Below are 18,084 nucleotides of genomic sequence, written 5' to 3' on the forward strand. Positions count from 1 at the left end.
CTCAAAGGGCCTTGACTGCGAGGATTTCCACCTCGAAGTTCAGGGTCTTGCCGGCCAGCGGGTGGTTGAAGTCGATGGTCACTTGCGCGTCATCGAACGCCTTCACCACGCCGGGCAACTCGGCGTTGGCCGCGTCGTTGAAAATCACCAGCAGGCCCTCGGACAACTCCATGTCCTGGAACTGCGAGCGGGGAATGATCTGCACGTTCTGCGGGTTCGGCTGACCGAAGGCATTCTCCGGTGCCACGCTGACGGTGCGCTTGTCGCCGGCCTTGAAGCCGAAGATAGCGGCTTCGAAGCCCGGCAGCAGGTTGCCGTCGCCGACCTTGAACACCGCCGGAGCTTTCTCGAAGGTGCTGTCGACAGTATCACCGTTTTCCAGGTGCAGCGCGAAGTGCAGGGTGACTTCGGTGTTCTGGCCGATACGGGTATCAGTCATGGACGGGTTCTCCGGACTTTTTGCTCTTGAACATATCCAGCGCCAGCATCACGGCGCCCACGCTGATGGCGCTGTCGGCCAGGTTGAAGGCCGGGAAGTACCAGCGGTTCTGCCAATGCACGAGGATGAAGTCGACCACGTGGCCGAGCACGATGCGGTCGTACAGGTTGCCCAGCGCACCGCCCAGCACCAGGGCCAATGCAACGGCCAGCCAGGTGTCGTCGCGGCCCAGGCGCTTGAGCCACACCACCAGCACCGCACTGACCACCAGGGCGATCAGGGCGAACAGCCAGCGCTGCCAGCCGGAGCTGTCGGCCAGGAAGCTGAAGGCCGCACCGGTGTTGTAGGCCAAGGTCCAGCTGAAGTAGTCGGGGATGACCACGATCTGCTGGTACAGGCTCAGCGCGCCTTCGAAGTAGTGCTTGCTGGCCTGGTCCAGGACCAGTACCAGCAGGCTCAGCCACAGCCAGGCGAGGCGCCCGAAGCGCCCCACGTTGGGGTTAGGCATAGTGACGCACCTCACCTTTGCCGCTGATGTTGTCGACGCAACGACCGCAGATTTCCGGATGCTCCGGGTTCACGCCCACGTCGGCGCGGAAGTGCCAGCAACGGCCGCACTTGGCGTGACCCGACTTGACCACCTTGAGCTTGAGGCCGGCCACTTCGGTAACCACGGCATCGGCCGGGGCTTCGACGAATGGCGCCACGCTGGCTGCCGAGGTGATCAGCACGAACCGCAGTTCGTTGCCCAGCTTGTTCAGGTCGGTGCTCAGGGCCTCATCGGCGAACAGGGTGACTTCGGCTTGCAGGTTGCCGCCGATGGCCTTGGCCGCACGCTGGTTCTCCAGCTCCTTGTTGACCGCAGCCTTGACGGCCATCACGCGGTCCCAGTAGGTGCGGTCCAGCTCGATGCCTTCCGGCAGCTCGGTCAGGCCCTGGTACCAGGTGTTGAGCATGACCGACTCGTTGCGCTCGCCCGGCAGGTACTGCCACAGCTCGTCGGCGGTGAACGCCAGGATCGGTGCGATCCAGCGCACCAGCGCTTCGCTGATGTGGTACAGCGCGGTCTGGCACGAGCGGCGCGCGACACTGTTGGCGCCGGTGGTGTACTGGCGGTCCTTGATGATGTCGAGGTAGAAGCCGCCCAGCTCCTGCACGCAGAAGTTGTGGATCTTGGAGTAGACGTTCCAGAAACGGTACTCGCCGTAGTGCTCTTCCAGTTCGCGCTGCAGCAGCAGGGTACGGTCGACCGCCCAGCGGTCCAGCGCCAGCATGTCGTCGGCCGGCAGCAGGTCGCGGGCCGGGTCGAAGCCGGACAGGTTGGAGAGCAGGAAGCGCGCGGTGTTGCGGATGCGCCGGTAGGCATCGGCGCTGCGCTGCAGGATCTGGTCGGAAACCGCCATCTCGCCGGAGTAGTCGGTGGCCGATACCCACAGGCGCATGATGTCGGCACCCAGGGTGTCGTTGACCTTCTGCGGCTCGATGGTGTTACCCAGCGACTTGGACATCTTGCGGCCGTTCTCGTCCACGGTGAAGCCGTGGGTCAGCAGCTCGCGGTACGGCGCATGGCCGTCGATGGCGCAGCCGGTGAGCAGCGAGGAGTGGAACCAGCCGCGGTGCTGGTCGGAACCTTCCAGGTACAGGTCGGCGCGCGGGCCGCTTTCGTGGCCGATGTTGTGCGAGCCACGCAGCACGTGCCAGTGGGTGGTACCGGAGTCGAACCACACGTCCAGGGTGTCGGCGATCTTGTCGTACTGGCCGGCTTCGTCACCGAGCAGTTCGGCGGCGTCCATCTTGAACCAGGCTTCGATGCCCTCGAGCTCGACGCGCTGGGCCACCTGCTCCATCAGTTCGACGGTGCGCGGGTGCAGTTCGCCGGTCTGCTTGTGCAGGAAGAACGGGATCGGCACACCCCAGTTGCGCTGACGCGAGATGCACCAGTCCGGGCGGTTGGCGATCATCGAATGCAGGCGCGCCTGGCCCCAGGCCGGCACGAACTTGGTTTCTTCGATGGCGTTGAGGGCGCGCTTGCGCAGGGTTTCGCCGCTGTCAGGCTGCTTGTCCATGCCCACGAACCACTGCGCGGTGGCGCGGTAGATCAGCGGGGTCTTGTGGCGCCAGCAGTGCATGTAGCTGTGGCTGATGGTGTCGGTGAACATCAGCGCGCCGACTTCGGCGAGCTTGTCGACGATGTGCGGGTTGGCCTTCCAGATGAACTGGCCACCGAAGAATTCCAGCGAGTCGACGTACACGCCGTTGCTCTGCACCGGGGTGAGGATGTCGTCGTTGACCATGCCGTAGCGCTTGCAGGTCACGAAGTCGTCTTCACCGTAGGCCGGGGCCGAGTGGACCACGCCGGTACCGGCGCCCAGCTCGACGTACTCGGCCAGGTAGACCGGCGACAGGCGATCGTACAGAGGGTGACGGAAGTTGATCAGCTCCAGTGCAGAGCCCGGCGCGGTGGCGATCACCGAACCTTCCAGCGAGTAGCGCTTGAGGCAGGCTTCGACCAGCTCTTCGGCCAGCACCAGCAGCTTGTCGCCGACGTCCACCAGGGCATAGCTGAACTCGGGGTGCACGTTCAGCGCCTGGTTGGCGGGGATGGTCCACGGGGTGGTGGTCCAGATCACGATGGCGGCGGGCTTGGCCAGCGACGACAGGCCGAAGGCCTGGGCCAGCCGCGCTTCGTCGGCCACGTTGAAGGCCACGTCGATGGTCTGGGACTTCTTGTCGGCGTATTCGACCTCGGCTTCGGCCAGGGCCGAACCGCAATCGAAGCACCAGTTCACGGGCTTGAGGCCCTTGAACACGAAACCGTGCTTGACCATTTCGGCCAGGGCGCGGATTTCGCCGGCTTCGTTGGCGAAGTCCATGGTCTTGTAGGGGTTGTCCCAGTCACCCAGCACGCCCAGGCGGATGAATTCCTTCTTCTGCCCTTCGATCTGCTCGGCCGCGTAGGCACGGCACAGCTCGCGGGTCTTGTCCGCGGTGAGGTGCTTGCCGTGGGTCACTTCAACCTTGTGCTCGATCGGCAGGCCATGGCAGTCCCAACCCGGCACGTACGGCGCATCGTAGCCGGCCAGGGTCTTGGACCGCGAGATCATGTCCTTGAGAATCTTGTTGAGCGCGTGACCGATGTGGATCTTGCCGTTGGCGTAGGGCGGGCCGTCGTGCAGCACGAACTTCGGACGATCCTTGCCAATTTCGCGCAGCTTCTGGTACAGGCCAATGCTGTCCCAGCGCTGCAGGATCTGCGGTTCGCGCTGTGGCAGGCCGGCCTTCATCGGGAAGGCGGTGTCCGGAAGGTTTAGCGTGGCTTTATAGTCGGTCATTTCAGGCTCTTCGTTAGCGGTTGACCGTGCCAATGGGCACGTGCGGCGGCGATATCCGCATCGATCGCCGACTTCAGCGCCTCCAGGGAGGCGAATCGCTGCTCATCGCGCAGCTTGTGGTGGAATTCCACCGTGAGACGCCGGCCATACAGATCGCCGGCAAAATCCAGGAGATGCACTTCCAGGTGGGCGCGGCCATCACCTGCAACGCTGGGGCGCACGCCGATGTTGGCGACACCCGGCCACGCCTGGCCATCGAGTTCAACGCTGACCAGGTACACCCCGGTGAGCGGTACGCGATGACGCTTGAGTTGTATGTTGGCCGTGGGCCAACCCAGCTGGCGCGCCAGCTTCTGCCCATGCAGCACCCGGCCGCGGATGCGGAACGGGCGGCCCAGCAGACGCTCGGCCACGGCAAAGTCGGCACGCGCCAGTGCTTCGCGCACCTGCGTGCTGCTGACCCGCAGGCCCTCGAGCTCCACGGTTTGCGCCGCTTCCACGGTGAAGCCGTGGCGCAGGCCGGCCTGCTGCAGGAACGTGAAGTCACCCACCCGGTCGCAGCCGAACCGGAAGTCGTCACCGACCTCCAGGTGCTGCACGCCCAGGCCGTCGACCAGGATGGTGTCGACGAATTCGGCTGCGCTGAGCTTGCACAGGCGCTGGTTGAACGCCAGGCACAGCACCCGGTCGATGCCTTCGGCGGCCAACAGGGCGACCTTGTCGTGCAGGCGGGCCAGGCGCGCAGGCGCGGTGTCCGGTGCAAAGTACTCACGCGGCTGTGGCTCGAAAATCACCACGCAGCTGGGTACGCCCAGCGCTACCGCGCGCTCACGCAAACGCGCCAGGATAGCCTGGTGACCGCGGTGAACACCGTCGAAGTTGCCGATAGTGGCAACACAGCCCCGATGCTCGGGGCGAAGGTTGTGAAGGCCTCGAACCAGCTGCATAACGCGCTTCTTGCTCATAAAGTGGTCGATTATAACCACACCCGGGCGCCGACGACAGGCAGCAGCGCGATGCCAGGGCGTCTAAAACACAAAACCGACGCCTGACCCGCGCCGGCCATCAGTGCAGCGCCTTGCGGGCGAAGTCCCGTGGACGAAAACCAAACAGGTACAGGCAACCGAAATAGGTCACCACGCCTGCGCCAATCAGTACGCCCAGCCGCAGGAACCGCTCGAGCATGTGCCCCTGCTCCCAGGCAGGCATGTACCACATGCCGGCCACCAGCACACCGGCCATCAGCAGTACGGCCACCAGCAACTTGAGCAGGTAGGCGGTCCAGCCCGGCTGCGGCTCGAACAGGTTCTGCTGGCGCAGCTTCCAGTACAGCAGGCCGGCATTGAGGCAGGCGCCGACACTGATCGCCAGGGCCAGCCCGGCATGCTGCAGGTAGCCGATGAACACCAGGTTGAGCAGTTGCGTGGCCACCAGGGTGAAGATGGCGATCTTTACCGGTGTACGGATGTTCTGCTGGGCATAGAAGCCAGGGGCGAGCACCTTGACCAGAATGATGCCGAGCAGGCCGACCGAGTAGGCGATCAGCGCGCGCTGGGTCATGGCGGCATCGAAGGCGGTGAACTTGCCGTACTGGAACAGGGCCACCGTCAGTGGCTCGGACAAAATTGCCAGGGCAAAGGTGCAAGGCAACACCAGCAAGAAGCACAGGCGCAGGCCCCAGTCGAGGATGCGCGAATACTCGTGGCGATCCTTGCTGGCGTAGGTCTTGGCCAGGGTCGGCAGCAGGATGGTGCCCAGCGCCACGCCCAGCACCCCGGAGGGCAGCTCCATCAGGCGGTCGGCGTAGTACATCCACGACACCGAGCCGGCCACCAGAAACGAGGCGAAGATGGTGTTGATGATCAGCGAGATCTGGCTTACCGACACCCCGAGGATGGCTGGCAGCATCTGCTTGAGCACGCGCCATACCCCGGTATCGCGCAGGTTCAGGCGGGGCAGCACGAGCATGCCGATCTTTTTGAGGTGCGGCAGCTGGTACAGCAGCTGCAACAGGCCGCCGGCCAGTACCGCCCAGCCCAGGGCCATCACCGGCGGATCGAAGTACGGGGTGAGGAACAGCGCGAAGAAGATCATCGCGACGTTGAGCAGGGTCGGCACGAAGGCCGGTACCGAGAAACGGTTCCAGGTGTTGAGGATGGCGCCCGCCAGGGACGACAGCGAGATCAGCAATATATAAGGAAAGGTCACGCGCAGCAGGTCGGTGGTCAGCTCGAACTTCTCGGCGCTGTCGACGAAGCCCGGCGCGGTGACCCACACCACCCAGGGTGCGGCCAGGATCCCCAGCGCCGTGACCACCGCCAGCACCAGGGTCAGCAGGCCGGCGACATAGGCCACGAAGGTGCGGGTCGCCTCCTCGCCCTGCTGGCTTTTGTATTCGGCCAGGATCGGCACGAACGCCTGGGAAAACGCCCCCTCGGCAAAGATTCGCCGCAGCAGGTTGGGCAGCTTGAAGGCAATGAAAAAGGCGTCGGTGGCAACACCGGCGCCGAAGATGCGCGCCAGGATGGTATCGCGGACAAAGCCCAGCACGCGCGACACCATGGTGATGGAACTGACTGCAGCCAGGGACTTGAGGAGATTCATCGAAAGATTTTCATGCCATATGGATGAAGGAGAGGCCTAAACGGCATCCAAGTATGCGATACTCCGCCGCGCAAAGCAGACAGAGCAAAACTCCCGAGTTTACAGGTCATGCGCCAGAAGGGAATCATCCCCTCCAGCGAATCGACCGCTCAGCGGAACCTAACAAGCGCCCTTGACAACCGATCAACTCATCGGCATGATTCGCGGCCTATTTTGTTTGCTATTTACCAAGTCTTTCGAGGAGCTCGACGGTGGCCAACTCACCTTCCGCCAAAAAACGTGCAAAACAGGCTGAGAAGCGTCGCAGCCACAACGCCAGCCTGCGTTCCATGGTTCGCACCTACATCAAGAATGTAGTCAAGGCCATCGACGCAAAAGACGCCGAAAAAGCGCAAGCTGCTTACATCCTGGCTGTTCCAGTTATCGACCGCATGGCCGATAAAGGCATCATCCACAAGAACAAGGCTGCTCGCCATAAAGGCCGTCTGAATGGCCACATCAAGGCACTGAAGATTGCTGCAGCTGCCTAAGCGACGCTTGTTAAAAAACCGACCCTAGGGTCGGTTTTTTATTGCCTGCGATTTGATGATGCCGGGAAGACAGGGCCGCTCCCTTCGCCGACCAGGCTGACTCCTGCAGGAGACGGCCTGGTCGGCGAAGGGCTATGCCTTGCCTACTTGCCGAGCGGGATCTTCGGCGCCCATTGCAGCCATTCGTCCTCGGCCTTGTCGAACAGGGCAAAGGTCTGCTGCGGCAACGCTGCGTTGCCCATCTTGTCGCCGTCTGGCGTGGCGAAGGCAATGCCACCCTCGATCAGGGTCTCCAGCGACTCGGTACGCACCGTAGCGCCCTTGAACAGGCCGATATCGAAGCCGAAGCCACTGCTGTTCCAGAAACGGCTGCCACCGCGCACAAGCGAGGCGTAGCGTGGCTCGATCAGGATATGGATCAGCACGCGATCCGCTGTCTGCCCCAGTTCGTACCCCGTGACCTTGCCCACCGGCACTTCACGGTAGGTGACCGGCACACCGACCTTGATCGACCCGCGTCGAGCAGCGCTGAGCACCACCGGCAGGCCAGCCTCGCGAGCGGTCAGGTCCGGTGGCTCGGGCAAGGCCACGAAGTTGCGCTGCGAGCCCTGATTCTTCGCCGCCGGTTGCACTTCAAGGTACTGACCGGTGACCAGCGTCTCCAGGTTGGCCGTCTTGACGATACCCAGCGCCGGCTTGACTACCCAGAACTGCGTGCCCACACGCGCAATACGCTCGGGCACCTCGGTGATCTGCGCCTTGAGCGTCACCGATTGCAGGTCCTCCGCCAGGTCCACCGCTTCGACCTTGCCGACATCCAGCCCCTTGAAGCGTATGGGGGTGCCGACCTTGAGGCCGTCCGCACGGTCCACCTTGATGGTGATGCTGGTGCCCTTGCGATCCGCCGCTTCCTGGTTGGCCAGCAGGCGGAAGGTGGGGATACGACGCTTGAGCGGTACATTCTGTTTCGGCGTATCGAAGGCGATGCCACCGGCCATCAGGCTCTGCAGCGACTCGCTCTTGATCTGGATGCCCGACAGGCCGCCAGTCAGGGTAATGCCGCTGGCGTTCCAGAAACGCGTCGAACCATTGACCAGGTTGGCGTACTCGGGCTCGATGTGCACGCCAATCAGCAGGCGTTGCTGCTTCCTGGAGAACTGGTAGCTTTGCACGCTACCCACCTTTACCTGCCGATACAGGATCGGGCTGCCAACCTCGAGCGAGCCCAGGTTGTCGCTGAACAGCACAAGGTGCAGGCCGGGCGCCTTCAGATCGAGGGGCGGGGCCTTGGCCCGGGCTTCGAATTCACGCTGAGGCGAGGCGCCCTTGTCGCCGGGACGGATAGCAATGTAGTTGCCCTTTACCAACGCCTCCAGGCCGGTGATACCCGCCAGGGAGATCGACGGCTTGACCACCCAGAACTGGGTGCCTTCGACCAGGTAGTCCTCGGCCAGCGGGTCCAGGGTCAGCTCGGCCATGGCGCTGGAGAGGTCGGCATCGACCTTCAGGGCTTTCAGCGAACCTACCTGTATACCTTTGTACATGACCGGCGTACGGCCCGCCTGCAGGCCCTCGAAGTCGCTCAGCTTGACCTTGACCCGGATACCCGCCTGGGCGGCGTCGAAGTCTTCGAAAAGACGGAACGGCAGGTTCGGGTCGGTGGGCGGGCTGTCCTTGCGGTGCTCGGGGGTAGCGAATGCGATACCGCCGGCAACGATGCTGGCCAGGGACTCGCTGCGCACCTTCACGCCCGACAGGTTGGCATCGATGCTCACGCCGCTGGCGTTCCAGAAACGCGTGTGCTTGCGCACCAGGTCGGCATAGCCCGGCTCGATGAACACCTTGATCTCGACCGTACCCTGGTCGTCGGAGAGCTTGTAGCTCTTCACCCGGCCAACCTGGATCTGCTTGTAGAACACGGGGCTGTCACGGTTGAGCGACCCCAGACGATCGGCCTTGAGGGTCAGATGCAGGCCGGGCACGCTGTCGGACATCGGCGGTGCTTCGCTCAACGCATTGAAACGCTTGCTCGGCTCGCCATCGCCCGGGCTCACGGCAATGTAGTTGCCTGATACCAGCGTCTCCAGCCCGGTGATCCCGGCCAGGCTCACGTTTGGCTTGACCAGCCAGAAGCGAGTGTTCTTGCGCAGGTGCTCCTCGGCCACCTGGTTCATCTCGATGGTGGCGATGACACCTTTGTTGCGGCCTTTGTCATCGAGCACCAGGCTCTTGACCTTACCCACCGACATGCCCTTGTAGACCACCTCGGTCTTGTTGGCGACGATACCCTCGCCGCTCTCGAAGCGAACCTCGATGTTCACCCCCGCTTCACGGTAGGCCTGCCAGCCGAGCCACCCACCGATCACCAATGCGATCAGGGGCAGAATCCAGATGGCCGACCAGTTCGAAGCTGGGCGGGTTTTAGCCGTAGGCAAATCACTCATGGTCGTCATCCGACTCCGTGTTATCCCAAATCAGTCGGGGATCGAAAGTTACTGCAGCAAGCATTGTCAGAATCACCACACTGGCAAAGGCGACCGCCCCCAGGTTGGCTTCGACACTGGCAATCCGGCCGAAATTCACCACCGCCACCAGGATCGCGATGACGAAGATATCCAGCATCGACCAGCGGCCGATGAATTCGATGAAGCGATACATCACGATGCGCTGGCGTGCCGACAGCGGCTGGTGGCGCTGCACCGAGTACAACAGCAGGGCGATGCCCACCAGCTTGAAGGTAGGTACCAGAATACTGGCGATGAACACCACGGCCGCGATCGGCAGCATGCCGTGCTGCATCAGGGTGATGACGCCGGACATGATGGTGTCGGGGCTGCCCTGCCCCAGGGTGCTGACCGTCATGATCGGCAGCACGTTGGCCGGTATGTACAGAATGGCCGCGGTAATCAGCAGCGCCCAGGTACGGGCCAGGCTGTTGGGCCGGCGTGCATGCACCAGCGCCCCGCAGCGTGTGCAGGTCTGGCTGCTGGCGCCCGCCTCCTGGCGGTTGAGCTCATGACACTCGGTACAGATCAGTATTCCTGCGTCAATCGCCCGCATGCACATCTTCTCCCGACAAGGCTACCCAGATCTGGTGGGGGGACATCACCACTTCCAGCCAGACCTGAACCAGCAACAAACTGACAAAACACAGCAAGCCAAGCCCTAGGCTGAGTTCGGCCATATCCACCAGCTTGACGATGGCGACCAGTACGCCCATGAGGTAGACCTCAAGCATGCCCCAGTCGCGCATGTGGTGATAAAAACGGTAAAGAAGCAGGCCGTAGCTGCGGCCCCTGTTCAAGCGGATGGTCAGCAACACGACCAGCTGACACAGCAGCTTGAGCAGTGGAATGGCCATGCTGCACAGGAACACCACCACCGCCACGCCACCCATGCCACTGTTGTACAGGCCGATCACACCGCTCCACACCGTGTCATCGGAGTTCTGGCCCAACAGATGGAGTTGCATGATCGGCAGAAAGTTCGCCGGCACGTAGAGCAGCAAGGCCGCCAGTACCAAGGCCAGGCTGCGCTCGACCACATTGTGCCGATGGGCGTACAACTCATAGCCGCAGCGCGGGCATTGCGCTTTTTCATCCGTCTTGAGCTCGGGCTTGCGCAGTAGCAGGTCGCATTCGTGGCACGCCACCAATTGATCCAGCGGCAAGCCTGCGAGTGAATCGCGATCGTCAGGGTCGGGCATAGAAGGGTTCTGAGAAAAAAAACGTCGGGGCCTATTCTAGTGTCGTTGCCCCAATTGTGGGAGCACAACCGCGCAGGAGCCAGCCTTGGCGCAGAACAGGCCACAAAGACAAAACCCCTACCTGCAGATGCAGATAGGGGTTTCGGAATTTAATCTTGACGATGACCTACTCTCACATGGGGAAACCCCACACTACCATCGGCGATGCATCGTTTCACTACTGAGTTCGGGATGGGATCAGGTGGTTCCAATGCTCTATGGTCGTCAAGAAATTCTGTTGCCAGAAGGTCTTGTTCAGACACTCCAGCGAATCGGGTATGTGATGTTTGTGAGTTACAAATCTTCGGCTTACTGTGTCTTCACAACACCGCAATCTGGTCGTTCGACGCAAATTGCTTGGGTGTTATATGGTCAAGCCTCACGGGCAATTAGTATTGGTTAGCTCAACGCCTCACAGCGCTTACACACCCAACCTATCAACGTCGTAGTCTTCGACGGCCCTTCAGGGAGCTCAAGGCTCCAGTGAGATCTCATCTTGAGGCAAGTTTCCCGCTTAGATGCTTTCAGCGGTTATCTCTTCCGAACATAGCTACCCGGCAATGCCACTGGCGTGACAACCGGAACACCAGAGGTTCGTCCACTCCGGTCCTCTCGTACTAGGAGCAGCCCCTCTCAAATCTCAAACGTCCACGGCAGATAGGGACCGAACTGTCTCACGACGTTCTAAACCCAGCTCGCGTACCACTTTAAATGGCGAACAGCCATACCCTTGGGACCGGCTTCAGCCCCAGGATGTGATGAGCCGACATCGAGGTGCCAAACACCGCCGTCGATATGAACTCTTGGGCGGTATCAGCCTGTTATCCCCGGAGTACCTTTTATCCGTTGAGCGATGGCCCTTCCATACAGAACCACCGGATCACTAAGACCTACTTTCGTACCTGCTCGACGTGTCTGTCTCGCAGTCAAGCGCGCTTTTGCCTTTATACTCTACGACCGATTTCCGACCGGTCTGAGCGCACCTTCGTACTCCTCCGTTACTCTTTAGGAGGAGACCGCCCCAGTCAAACTACCCACCATACACTGTCCTCGATCCGGATAACGGACCTGAGTTAGAACCTCAAAGTTGCCAGGGTGGTATTTCAAGGATGGCTCCACGCAGACTGGCGTCCACGCTTCAAAGCCTCCCACCTATCCTACACAAGCAAATTCAAAGTCCAGTGCAAAGCTATAGTAAAGGTTCACGGGGTCTTTCCGTCTAGCCGCGGATACACTGCATCTTCACAGCGATTTCAATTTCACTGAGTCTCGGGTGGAGACAGCGCCGCCATCGTTACGCCATTCGTGCAGGTCGGAACTTACCCGACAAGGAATTTCGCTACCTTAGGACCGTTATAGTTACGGCCGCCGTTTACCGGGGCTTCGATCAAGAGCTTCGCGTTAGCTAACCCCATCAATTAACCTTCCGGCACCGGGCAGGCGTCACACCCTATACGTCCACTTTCGTGTTTGCAGAGTGCTGTGTTTTTAATAAACAGTCGCAGCGGCCTGGTATCTTCGACCGGCATGAGCTTACGGAGCAAGTCCTTCACCCTCACCGGCGCACCTTCTCCCGAAGTTACGGTGCCATTTTGCCTAGTTCCTTCACCCGAGTTCTCTCAAGCGCCTTGGTATTCTCTACCCAACCACCTGTGTCGGTTTGGGGTACGGTTCCTGGTTACCTGAAGCTTAGAAGCTTTTCTTGGAAGCATGGCATCAACCACTTCGTCGCCTAATGGCAACTCGTCATCAGCTCTCGGCCTTAAGATCCCGGATTTACCTAAGATCTCAGCCTACCACCTTAAACTTGGACAACCAACGCCAAGCTGGCCTAGCCTTCTCCGTCCCTCCATCGCAATAACCAGAAGTACAGGAATATTAACCTGTTTTCCATCGACTACGCTTTTCAGCCTCGCCTTAGGGACCGACTAACCCTGCGTCGATTAACGTTGCGCAGGAAACCTTGGTCTTTCGGCGTGGGAGTTTTTCACTCCCATTGTCGTTACTCATGTCAGCATTCGCACTTCTGATACCTCCAGCAAGCTTCTCAACTCACCTTCACAGGCTTACAGAACGCTCCTCTACCGCATCACCTAAGTGATACCCGTAGCTTCGGTGTATGGTTTGAGCCCCGTTACATCTTCCGCGCAGGCCGACTCGACTAGTGAGCTATTACGCTTTCTTTAAAGGGTGGCTGCTTCTAAGCCAACCTCCTAGCTGTCTAAGCCTTCCCACATCGTTTCCCACTTAACCATAACTTTGGGACCTTAGCTGACGGTCTGGGTTGTTTCCCTTTTCACGACGGACGTTAGCACCCGCCGTGTGTCTCCCATGCTCGGCACTTGTAGGTATTCGGAGTTTGCATCGGTTTGGTAAGTCGGGATGACCCCCTAGCCGAAACAGTGCTCTACCCCCTACAGTGATACATGAGGCGCTACCTAAATAGCTTTCGAGGAGAACCAGCTATCTCCGAGCTTGATTAGCCTTTCACTCCGATCCACAGGTCATCCGCTAACTTTTCAACGGTAGTCGGTTCGGTCCTCCAGTCAGTGTTACCTAACCTTCAACCTGCCCATGGATAGATCGCCCGGTTTCGGGTCTATACCCAGCGACTAAACGCCCTATTAAGACTCGCTTTCGCTACGCCTCCCCTATTCGGTTAAGCTCGCCACTGAATATAAGTCGCTGACCCATTATACAAAAGGTACGCAGTCACCTAACAAAGTAGGCTCCCACTGCTTGTACGCATACGGTTTCAGGATCTATTTCACTCCCCTCTCCGGGGTTCTTTTCGCCTTTCCCTCACGGTACTGGTTCACTATCGGTCAGTCAGTAGTATTTAGCCTTGGAGGATGGTCCCCCCATATTCAGACAAAGTTTCTCGTGCTCCGTCCTACTCGATTTCATGACTAAGAGATTTTCGCGTACAGGGCTATCACCCACTATGGCCGCACTTTCCAGAGCGTTCCGCTAATCTCAAAGCCACTTAAGGGCTAGTCCCCGTTCGCTCGCCACTACTAAGGGAATCTCGGTTGATTTCTTTTCCTCAGGGTACTTAGATGTTTCAGTTCCCCTGGTTCGCCTCTTGCACCTATGTATTCAGTACAAGATACCTGACTTATGCCAGGTGGGTTCCCCCATTCAGAGATCTCCGGATCAAAGTCTGTTTGCCGACTCCCCGAAGCTTATCGCAGGCTACCACGTCTTTCATCGCCTCTGACTGCCAAGGCATCCACCGTATGCGCTTCTTCACTTGACCATATAACCCCAAGCAATCTGGTTATACTGTGAAGACAACATTCGCCGAAAACTTGTAATTACTCACAAATTTTACCTTAGCCTGAACACACACCAGTGAAAGTGCTGTCCAGTCTATCTTTCTATCACATACCCAAATTTTTAAAGAACGATTCTGATAAAGTTCAGAAATCAATATTCGACGCGAATATTCATTTCTAAGCTTTGACAAACTGGCAAGCGGGGTGGTGGAGCCAAGCGGGATCGAACCGCTGACCTCCTGCGTGCAAGGCAGGCGCTCTCCCAGCTGAGCTATGGCCCCAGCAAATTGGTGGGTCTGGGCAGATTCGAACTGCCGACCTCACCCTTATCAGGGGTGCGCTCTAACCAACTGAGCTACAGACCCAATCGAAGGTTGCTAACCTAATCGTCTTCTTCAATGAATCAAGCAATTCGTGTGGGAGCTTATGAGACAGCTGATGTCGTCGATTAAGGAGGTGATCCAGCCGCAGGTTCCCCTACGGCTACCTTGTTACGACTTCACCCCAGTCATGAATCACACCGTGGTAACCGTCCTCCCGAAGGTTAGACTAGCTACTTCTGGTGCAACCCACTCCCATGGTGTGACGGGCGGTGTGTACAAGGCCCGGGAACGTATTCACCGCGACATTCTGATTCGCGATTACTAGCGATTCCGACTTCACGCAGTCGAGTTGCAGACTGCGATCCGGACTACGATCGGTTTTGTGAGATTAGCTCCACCTCGCGGCTTGGCGACCCTCTGTACCGACCATTGTAGCACGTGTGTAGCCCAGGCCGTAAGGGCCATGATGACTTGACGTCATCCCCACCTTCCTCCGGTTTGTCACCGGCAGTCTCCTTAGAGTGCCCACCATAACGTGCTGGTAACTAAGGACAAGGGTTGCGCTCGTTACGGGACTTAACCCAACATCTCACGACACGAGCTGACGACAGCCATGCAGCACCTGTCTCAATGTTCCCGAAGGCACCAATCCATCTCTGGAAAGTTCATTGGATGTCAAGGCCTGGTAAGGTTCTTCGCGTTGCTTCGAATTAAACCACATGCTCCACCGCTTGTGCGGGCCCCCGTCAATTCATTTGAGTTTTAACCTTGCGGCCGTACTCCCCAGGCGGTCAACTTAATGCGTTAGCTGCGCCACTAAAATCTCAAGGATTCCAACGGCTAGTTGACATCGTTTACGGCGTGGACTACCAGGGTATCTAATCCTGTTTGCTCCCCACGCTTTCGCACCTCAGTGTCAGTATGAGCCCAGGTGGTCGCCTTCGCCACTGGTGTTCCTTCCTATATCTACGCATTTCACCGCTACACAGGAAATTCCACCACCCTCTGCCCTACTCTAGCTCGCCAGTTTTGGATGCAGTTCCCAGGTTGAGCCCGGGGATTTCACATCCAACTTAACGAACCACCTACGCGCGCTTTACGCCCAGTAATTCCGATTAACGCTTGCACCCTCTGTATTACCGCGGCTGCTGGCACAGAGTTAGCCGGTGCTTATTCTGTCGGTAACGTCAAAACAGCAAGGTATTCGCTTACTGCCCTTCCTCCCAACTTAAAGTGCTTTACAATCCGAAGACCTTCTTCACACACGCGGCATGGCTGGATCAGGCTTTCGCCCATTGTCCAATATTCCCCACTGCTGCCTCCCGTAGGAGTCTGGACCGTGTCTCAGTTCCAGTGTGACTGATCATCCTCTCAGACCAGTTACGGATCGTAGCCTTGGTGAGCCATTACCTCACCAACTAGCTAATCCGACCTAGGCTCATCTGATAGCGCAAGGCCCGAAGGTCCCCTGCTTTCTCCCGTAGGACGTATGCGGTATTAGCGTTCCTTTCGAAACGTTGTCCCCCACTACCAGGCAGATTCCTAGGTATTACTCACCCGTCCGCCGCTGAATCGAAGAGCAAGCTCTTCTCATCCGCTCGACTTGCATGTGTTAGGCCTGCCGCCAGCGTTCAATCTGAGCCATGATCAAACTCTTCAGTTCAATACTGCTTGGGTTTTGAGAAAACCCTAAACTTGGCTCAGCATTCTCAAATGACTTACTTTCAAATCTTTCGATTTTCGTGCAGTCACTTGTGATGCTGATAATCTTTCTGACTATCAGTCTGAGCTCACAAGCACCCACACGAATTGCTTGATTCAGTTGTTAAAGAGCGGTTGGTCAAGAACTTTTCGTCTCAACCGAGGCGAGCATTCTACGCTTTCCTCAGAGTCTGTCAAGCGTTTATTTTGAAGTTTTTCGTTTCACTTCAAACACTTGACTCGCTTCGATCTCTCGTAGCGGGAGGCGAATTCTACAGCGTTACAACCTGCTGTCAACCACCTTTTTCACCGCTGCCGATCTTTCGATCGAAGCACCTCCAGCCTGACCTGAAACGTCCAACTCGTTGATATTCAAGGAGTTTTTCGTTTCGACTGCGCCGGAAGTGGGGCGAATTATAGAGAGATTAAATCGTGCGTCAAGGGCTAATTTGAAACTTTCGTCACCGATACACGCTTGCGCCCTCCCAGACGGGGAATGCGCCTCTCTATAGAAGGCACTCTCAGCAGCATCAACAACCCACCGATGACCGCGTACACCGTCCATTCCTTGAGGTCTGCCCGCACTATCCACAGAAAATGCAGCAGCCCCAGACCCAGGATCACGTAAACAAGCCGGTGCAGCTTCTTCCACCGCGCGCCCAAGCAGCGCTGGCTGTAGCGGTTGGAGGTCACCGCCAGTGCCAGCAGCCCGACAAGCGCCAAACTCCCAACAATGATGTAAGGGCGCTTGCGCAACTCGACGCCCAACTGCCCCCAGTCCAACCCGAGGATAAAGAACAGGTAGGCACACAAGTGCATCAGCACATAGGCAAAGCACCACAGGCCGAGCTGCCGGCGCACCACGATCCAGCCAGACCAGCCTGTCAGCTTCTGCAACGGCGTCATGCAAAGCGTTACCAGCAGCATGACCAGAGCACCCTGCCCCATCCTGTCCACCAGCACCTTGCCCGGATCGGGGCCCAGCGCATCGAGCACAGCCTGGGCCAGCCAGTACAGCGGCCAGACACAAGCCAACAGAAAGGCCGCGAAACGAAACAGTGGATAGCGCATCAGTAGTTCTTCCGCAGGTCCAGGCCGCTATATAAAGAAGCCACTTCGTCCGCATAGCCGTTGAACATCTGCGTATCGCGAACGTTGGGGCTGAACAGGCCGCTGGGCAGCCTGCGCTCACGGGCCTGGGTCCAGCGTGGGTGGTCCACCGTGGGGTTCACGTTGGCATAGAACCCGTACTCTTCAGGCGCGATGTTCTGCCAGGTGGTGCGCGGCTGCTGCTCGACCAGGCTGATACGCACGATGGACTTGATGCTCTTGAACCCATACTTCCACGGCACCACCAGGCGCAGCGGCGCACCGTTCTGGTTGGGCAGTTCGCGGCCATACATGCCCACCGCCAGGATGGCCAGCGGGTTCATCGCCTCATCCAGTCGCAGCCCTTCCACATAGGGCCAGTCGATCAGGGCGAAGCCCGAACGCTGCCCGGGCATGTGCTTTGGATCCTGCAGGGTTTCGAAGCGGATGTACCGGGCCTTGGAGGTCGGTTCCACCTGCTTGAGCAATGCCGAAATCGGAAACCCCAACCAGGGGATCACCATCGACCAGGCCTCCACACAACGCAGCCGGTAGATGCGCTCTTGCAACTGATAAGGCTTCATGAAGTCTTCGAGCGCATAGCGGCCCGGCTTACCGACCTCGCCATCCACCACCACCGTCCATGGCGAAGTCGGCAGCGCACCCGCGTTGGCAGCAGGGTCGCCCTTGTCGGTACCGAACTCGTAGAAGTTGTTGTAGTGCGTCGCATCCTTGAACGGCGTGATCGCTTCACCCTTGACCGTTACCGCCTGCCATTGGGTGCCCGGCAGTTTTTCGGCAAACCAGCTGGGGGCAGCACCGGCGTCGACGTCCGCATACTGCGAAACCTCGGCGGCAGCGGCCCAGCGCGGCAAGCTGCCGACCGCCAATGCAGCCGCAGTGCCACCCAGCAGAGCGCGTCGGGAGAGATAGAGGGACTCAGGCGTGATATCCGATTCTTTGCAGTCGGAAGGCCGGGACAGCTTGATAAGCATAAAGACTCCGTAGAACCGGTGAGCTGATGCACCAGTAGACTACGGAGC

The 18,084-nt window shown here is 59.1% G+C and carries 11 protein-coding genes, 2 tRNA genes and 3 rRNA genes; 1 reads left to right on the plus strand and 15 read right to left on the minus strand.

Annotation, left to right across the window (positions count from 1 at the left end; genetic code table 11):
• Window position 1 precedes the first annotated feature (1 nt).
• The 5 genes from fkpB to murJ form a co-directional block, all read right to left on the minus strand.
• The gene (fkpB, locus tag N0B28_RS22210; protein ID WP_054914918.1) at window positions 2-439 is read right to left on the minus strand and encodes an FKBP-type peptidyl-prolyl cis-trans isomerase; all 438 of its coding nucleotides are present in this window, start codon (window positions 437-439) and stop codon (window positions 2-4) included.
• Window positions 432-947, minus strand: coding sequence for a signal peptidase II (lspA, locus tag N0B28_RS22215; protein WP_043860308.1), 516 nt, complete (start codon window positions 945-947; stop codon window positions 432-434). Before lspA ends, fkpB begins: the two co-directional genes overlap by 8 nt.
• Window positions 940-3,771, minus strand: coding sequence for an isoleucine--tRNA ligase (gene ileS, locus N0B28_RS22220; protein ID WP_275728808.1), 2,832 nt, complete (start codon window positions 3,769-3,771; stop codon window positions 940-942). The genes lspA and ileS overlap by 8 nt, the downstream gene beginning before the upstream one ends.
• Window positions 3,768-4,718: a bifunctional riboflavin kinase/FAD synthetase gene (gene ribF / locus N0B28_RS22225; RefSeq protein ID WP_054914919.1), complete on the minus strand. Its 951-nt coding sequence runs from the start codon at window positions 4,716-4,718 to the stop codon at window positions 3,768-3,770. Before ribF ends, ileS begins: the two co-directional genes overlap by 4 nt.
• Before the next feature lie 118 nt (window positions 4,719-4,836).
• Window positions 4,837-6,375 (minus strand): murein biosynthesis integral membrane protein MurJ, encoded by a 1,539-nt coding sequence (murJ, locus tag N0B28_RS22230; protein ID WP_043860305.1) that lies wholly within the window; start codon window positions 6,373-6,375, stop codon window positions 4,837-4,839.
• A 251-nt stretch (window positions 6,376-6,626) separates the two neighbouring features.
• On the opposite strand from murJ, the gene rpsT reads away from it, so the two are divergent.
• Window positions 6,627-6,905: a 30S ribosomal protein S20 gene (gene rpsT / locus N0B28_RS22235; protein WP_043860304.1), complete on the plus strand. Its 279-nt coding sequence runs from the start codon at window positions 6,627-6,629 to the stop codon at window positions 6,903-6,905.
• Window positions 6,906-7,048: 143 nt separating this feature from the next.
• On the opposite strand, the gene N0B28_RS22240 is transcribed toward rpsT, so the two are convergent.
• The 10 genes from N0B28_RS22240 to msrP form a co-directional block, all read right to left on the minus strand.
• The gene (locus tag N0B28_RS22240) at window positions 7,049-9,349 is read right to left on the minus strand and encodes an MlaD family protein (RefSeq protein WP_275728814.1); all 2,301 of its coding nucleotides are present in this window, start codon (window positions 9,347-9,349) and stop codon (window positions 7,049-7,051) included.
• Complete coding sequence (locus N0B28_RS22245; protein ID WP_104572943.1) at window positions 9,342-9,965, minus strand: paraquat-inducible protein A; 624 nt, start codon at window positions 9,963-9,965, stop codon at window positions 9,342-9,344. Before N0B28_RS22245 ends, N0B28_RS22240 begins: the two co-directional genes overlap by 8 nt.
• The gene (locus tag N0B28_RS22250; protein WP_043860301.1) at window positions 9,952-10,611 is read right to left on the minus strand and encodes a paraquat-inducible protein A; all 660 of its coding nucleotides are present in this window, start codon (window positions 10,609-10,611) and stop codon (window positions 9,952-9,954) included. Before N0B28_RS22250 ends, N0B28_RS22245 begins: the two co-directional genes overlap by 14 nt.
• Window positions 10,612-10,764: 153 nt before the next feature.
• Window positions 10,765-10,880: ribosomal RNA gene (rrf, locus tag N0B28_RS22255) — 5S ribosomal RNA — on the minus strand.
• Window positions 10,881-11,018: 138 nt separating this feature from the next.
• Window positions 11,019-13,909: ribosomal RNA gene (locus tag N0B28_RS22260) — 23S ribosomal RNA — on the minus strand.
• Between the two features lie 224 nt (window positions 13,910-14,133).
• Window positions 14,134-14,209: transfer RNA gene (locus N0B28_RS22265), tRNA-Ala, on the minus strand.
• Window positions 14,210-14,216: 7 nt separating this feature from the next.
• Window positions 14,217-14,293, minus strand: a tRNA-Ile gene (locus N0B28_RS22270).
• Window positions 14,294-14,377: 84 nt separating this feature from the next.
• Window positions 14,378-15,914: ribosomal RNA gene (locus N0B28_RS22275) — 16S ribosomal RNA — on the minus strand.
• The 16S, 23S and 5S rRNA genes sit together here with 2 tRNA genes alongside, the layout of an rRNA operon.
• A gap of 482 nt (window positions 15,915-16,396) precedes the next feature.
• Window positions 16,397-17,023, minus strand: coding sequence for a protein-methionine-sulfoxide reductase heme-binding subunit MsrQ (gene msrQ, locus N0B28_RS22280; protein ID WP_275728820.1), 627 nt, complete (start codon window positions 17,021-17,023; stop codon window positions 16,397-16,399).
• Window positions 17,023-18,036, minus strand: a complete 1,014-nt coding sequence (gene msrP, locus N0B28_RS22285) for a protein-methionine-sulfoxide reductase catalytic subunit MsrP (protein ID WP_275728823.1) — start codon at window positions 18,034-18,036, stop codon at window positions 17,023-17,025. The genes msrQ and msrP overlap by 1 nt, the downstream gene beginning before the upstream one ends.
• Window positions 18,037-18,084 lie beyond the last annotated feature (48 nt).

Origin of the sequence: Pseudomonas sp. SD17-1, assembly GCF_029201585.1 — a bacterium.
Lineage (GTDB): Bacteria > Pseudomonadota > Gammaproteobacteria > Pseudomonadales > Pseudomonadaceae > Aquipseudomonas > Aquipseudomonas palmensis.

What these genes read in the sequence shown, in the direction of transcription:
- lspA (WP_043860308.1), bottom strand. Translation starts at nt 947, where the DNA reads ATGCCTAACCCCAACGTGGGGCGCTTCGGGCGCCTCGCCTGGCTGTGG.
- msrP (WP_275728823.1), bottom strand. Translation starts at nt 18,036, where the DNA reads ATGCTTATCAAGCTGTCCCGGCCTTCCGACTGCAAAGAATCGGATATC.
- fkpB (WP_054914918.1), bottom strand. Translation starts at nt 439, where the DNA reads ATGACTGATACCCGTATCGGCCAGAACACCGAAGTCACCCTGCACTTC.
- N0B28_RS22250 (WP_043860301.1), bottom strand. Translation starts at nt 10,611, where the DNA reads ATGCCCGACCCTGACGATCGCGATTCACTCGCAGGCTTGCCGCTGGAT.
- N0B28_RS22240 (WP_275728814.1), bottom strand. Translation starts at nt 9,349, where the DNA reads ATGAGTGATTTGCCTACGGCTAAAACCCGCCCAGCTTCGAACTGGTCG.
- murJ (WP_043860305.1), bottom strand. Translation starts at nt 6,375, where the DNA reads ATGAATCTCCTCAAGTCCCTGGCTGCAGTCAGTTCCATCACCATGGTG.
- ribF (WP_054914919.1), bottom strand. Translation starts at nt 4,718, where the DNA reads ATGCAGCTGGTTCGAGGCCTTCACAACCTTCGCCCCGAGCATCGGGGC.
- msrQ (WP_275728820.1), bottom strand. Translation starts at nt 17,023, where the DNA reads ATGCGCTATCCACTGTTTCGTTTCGCGGCCTTTCTGTTGGCTTGTGTC.
- ileS (WP_275728808.1), bottom strand. Translation starts at nt 3,771, where the DNA reads ATGACCGACTATAAAGCCACGCTAAACCTTCCGGACACCGCCTTCCCG.
- N0B28_RS22245 (WP_104572943.1), bottom strand. Translation starts at nt 9,965, where the DNA reads ATGCGGGCGATTGACGCAGGAATACTGATCTGTACCGAGTGTCATGAG.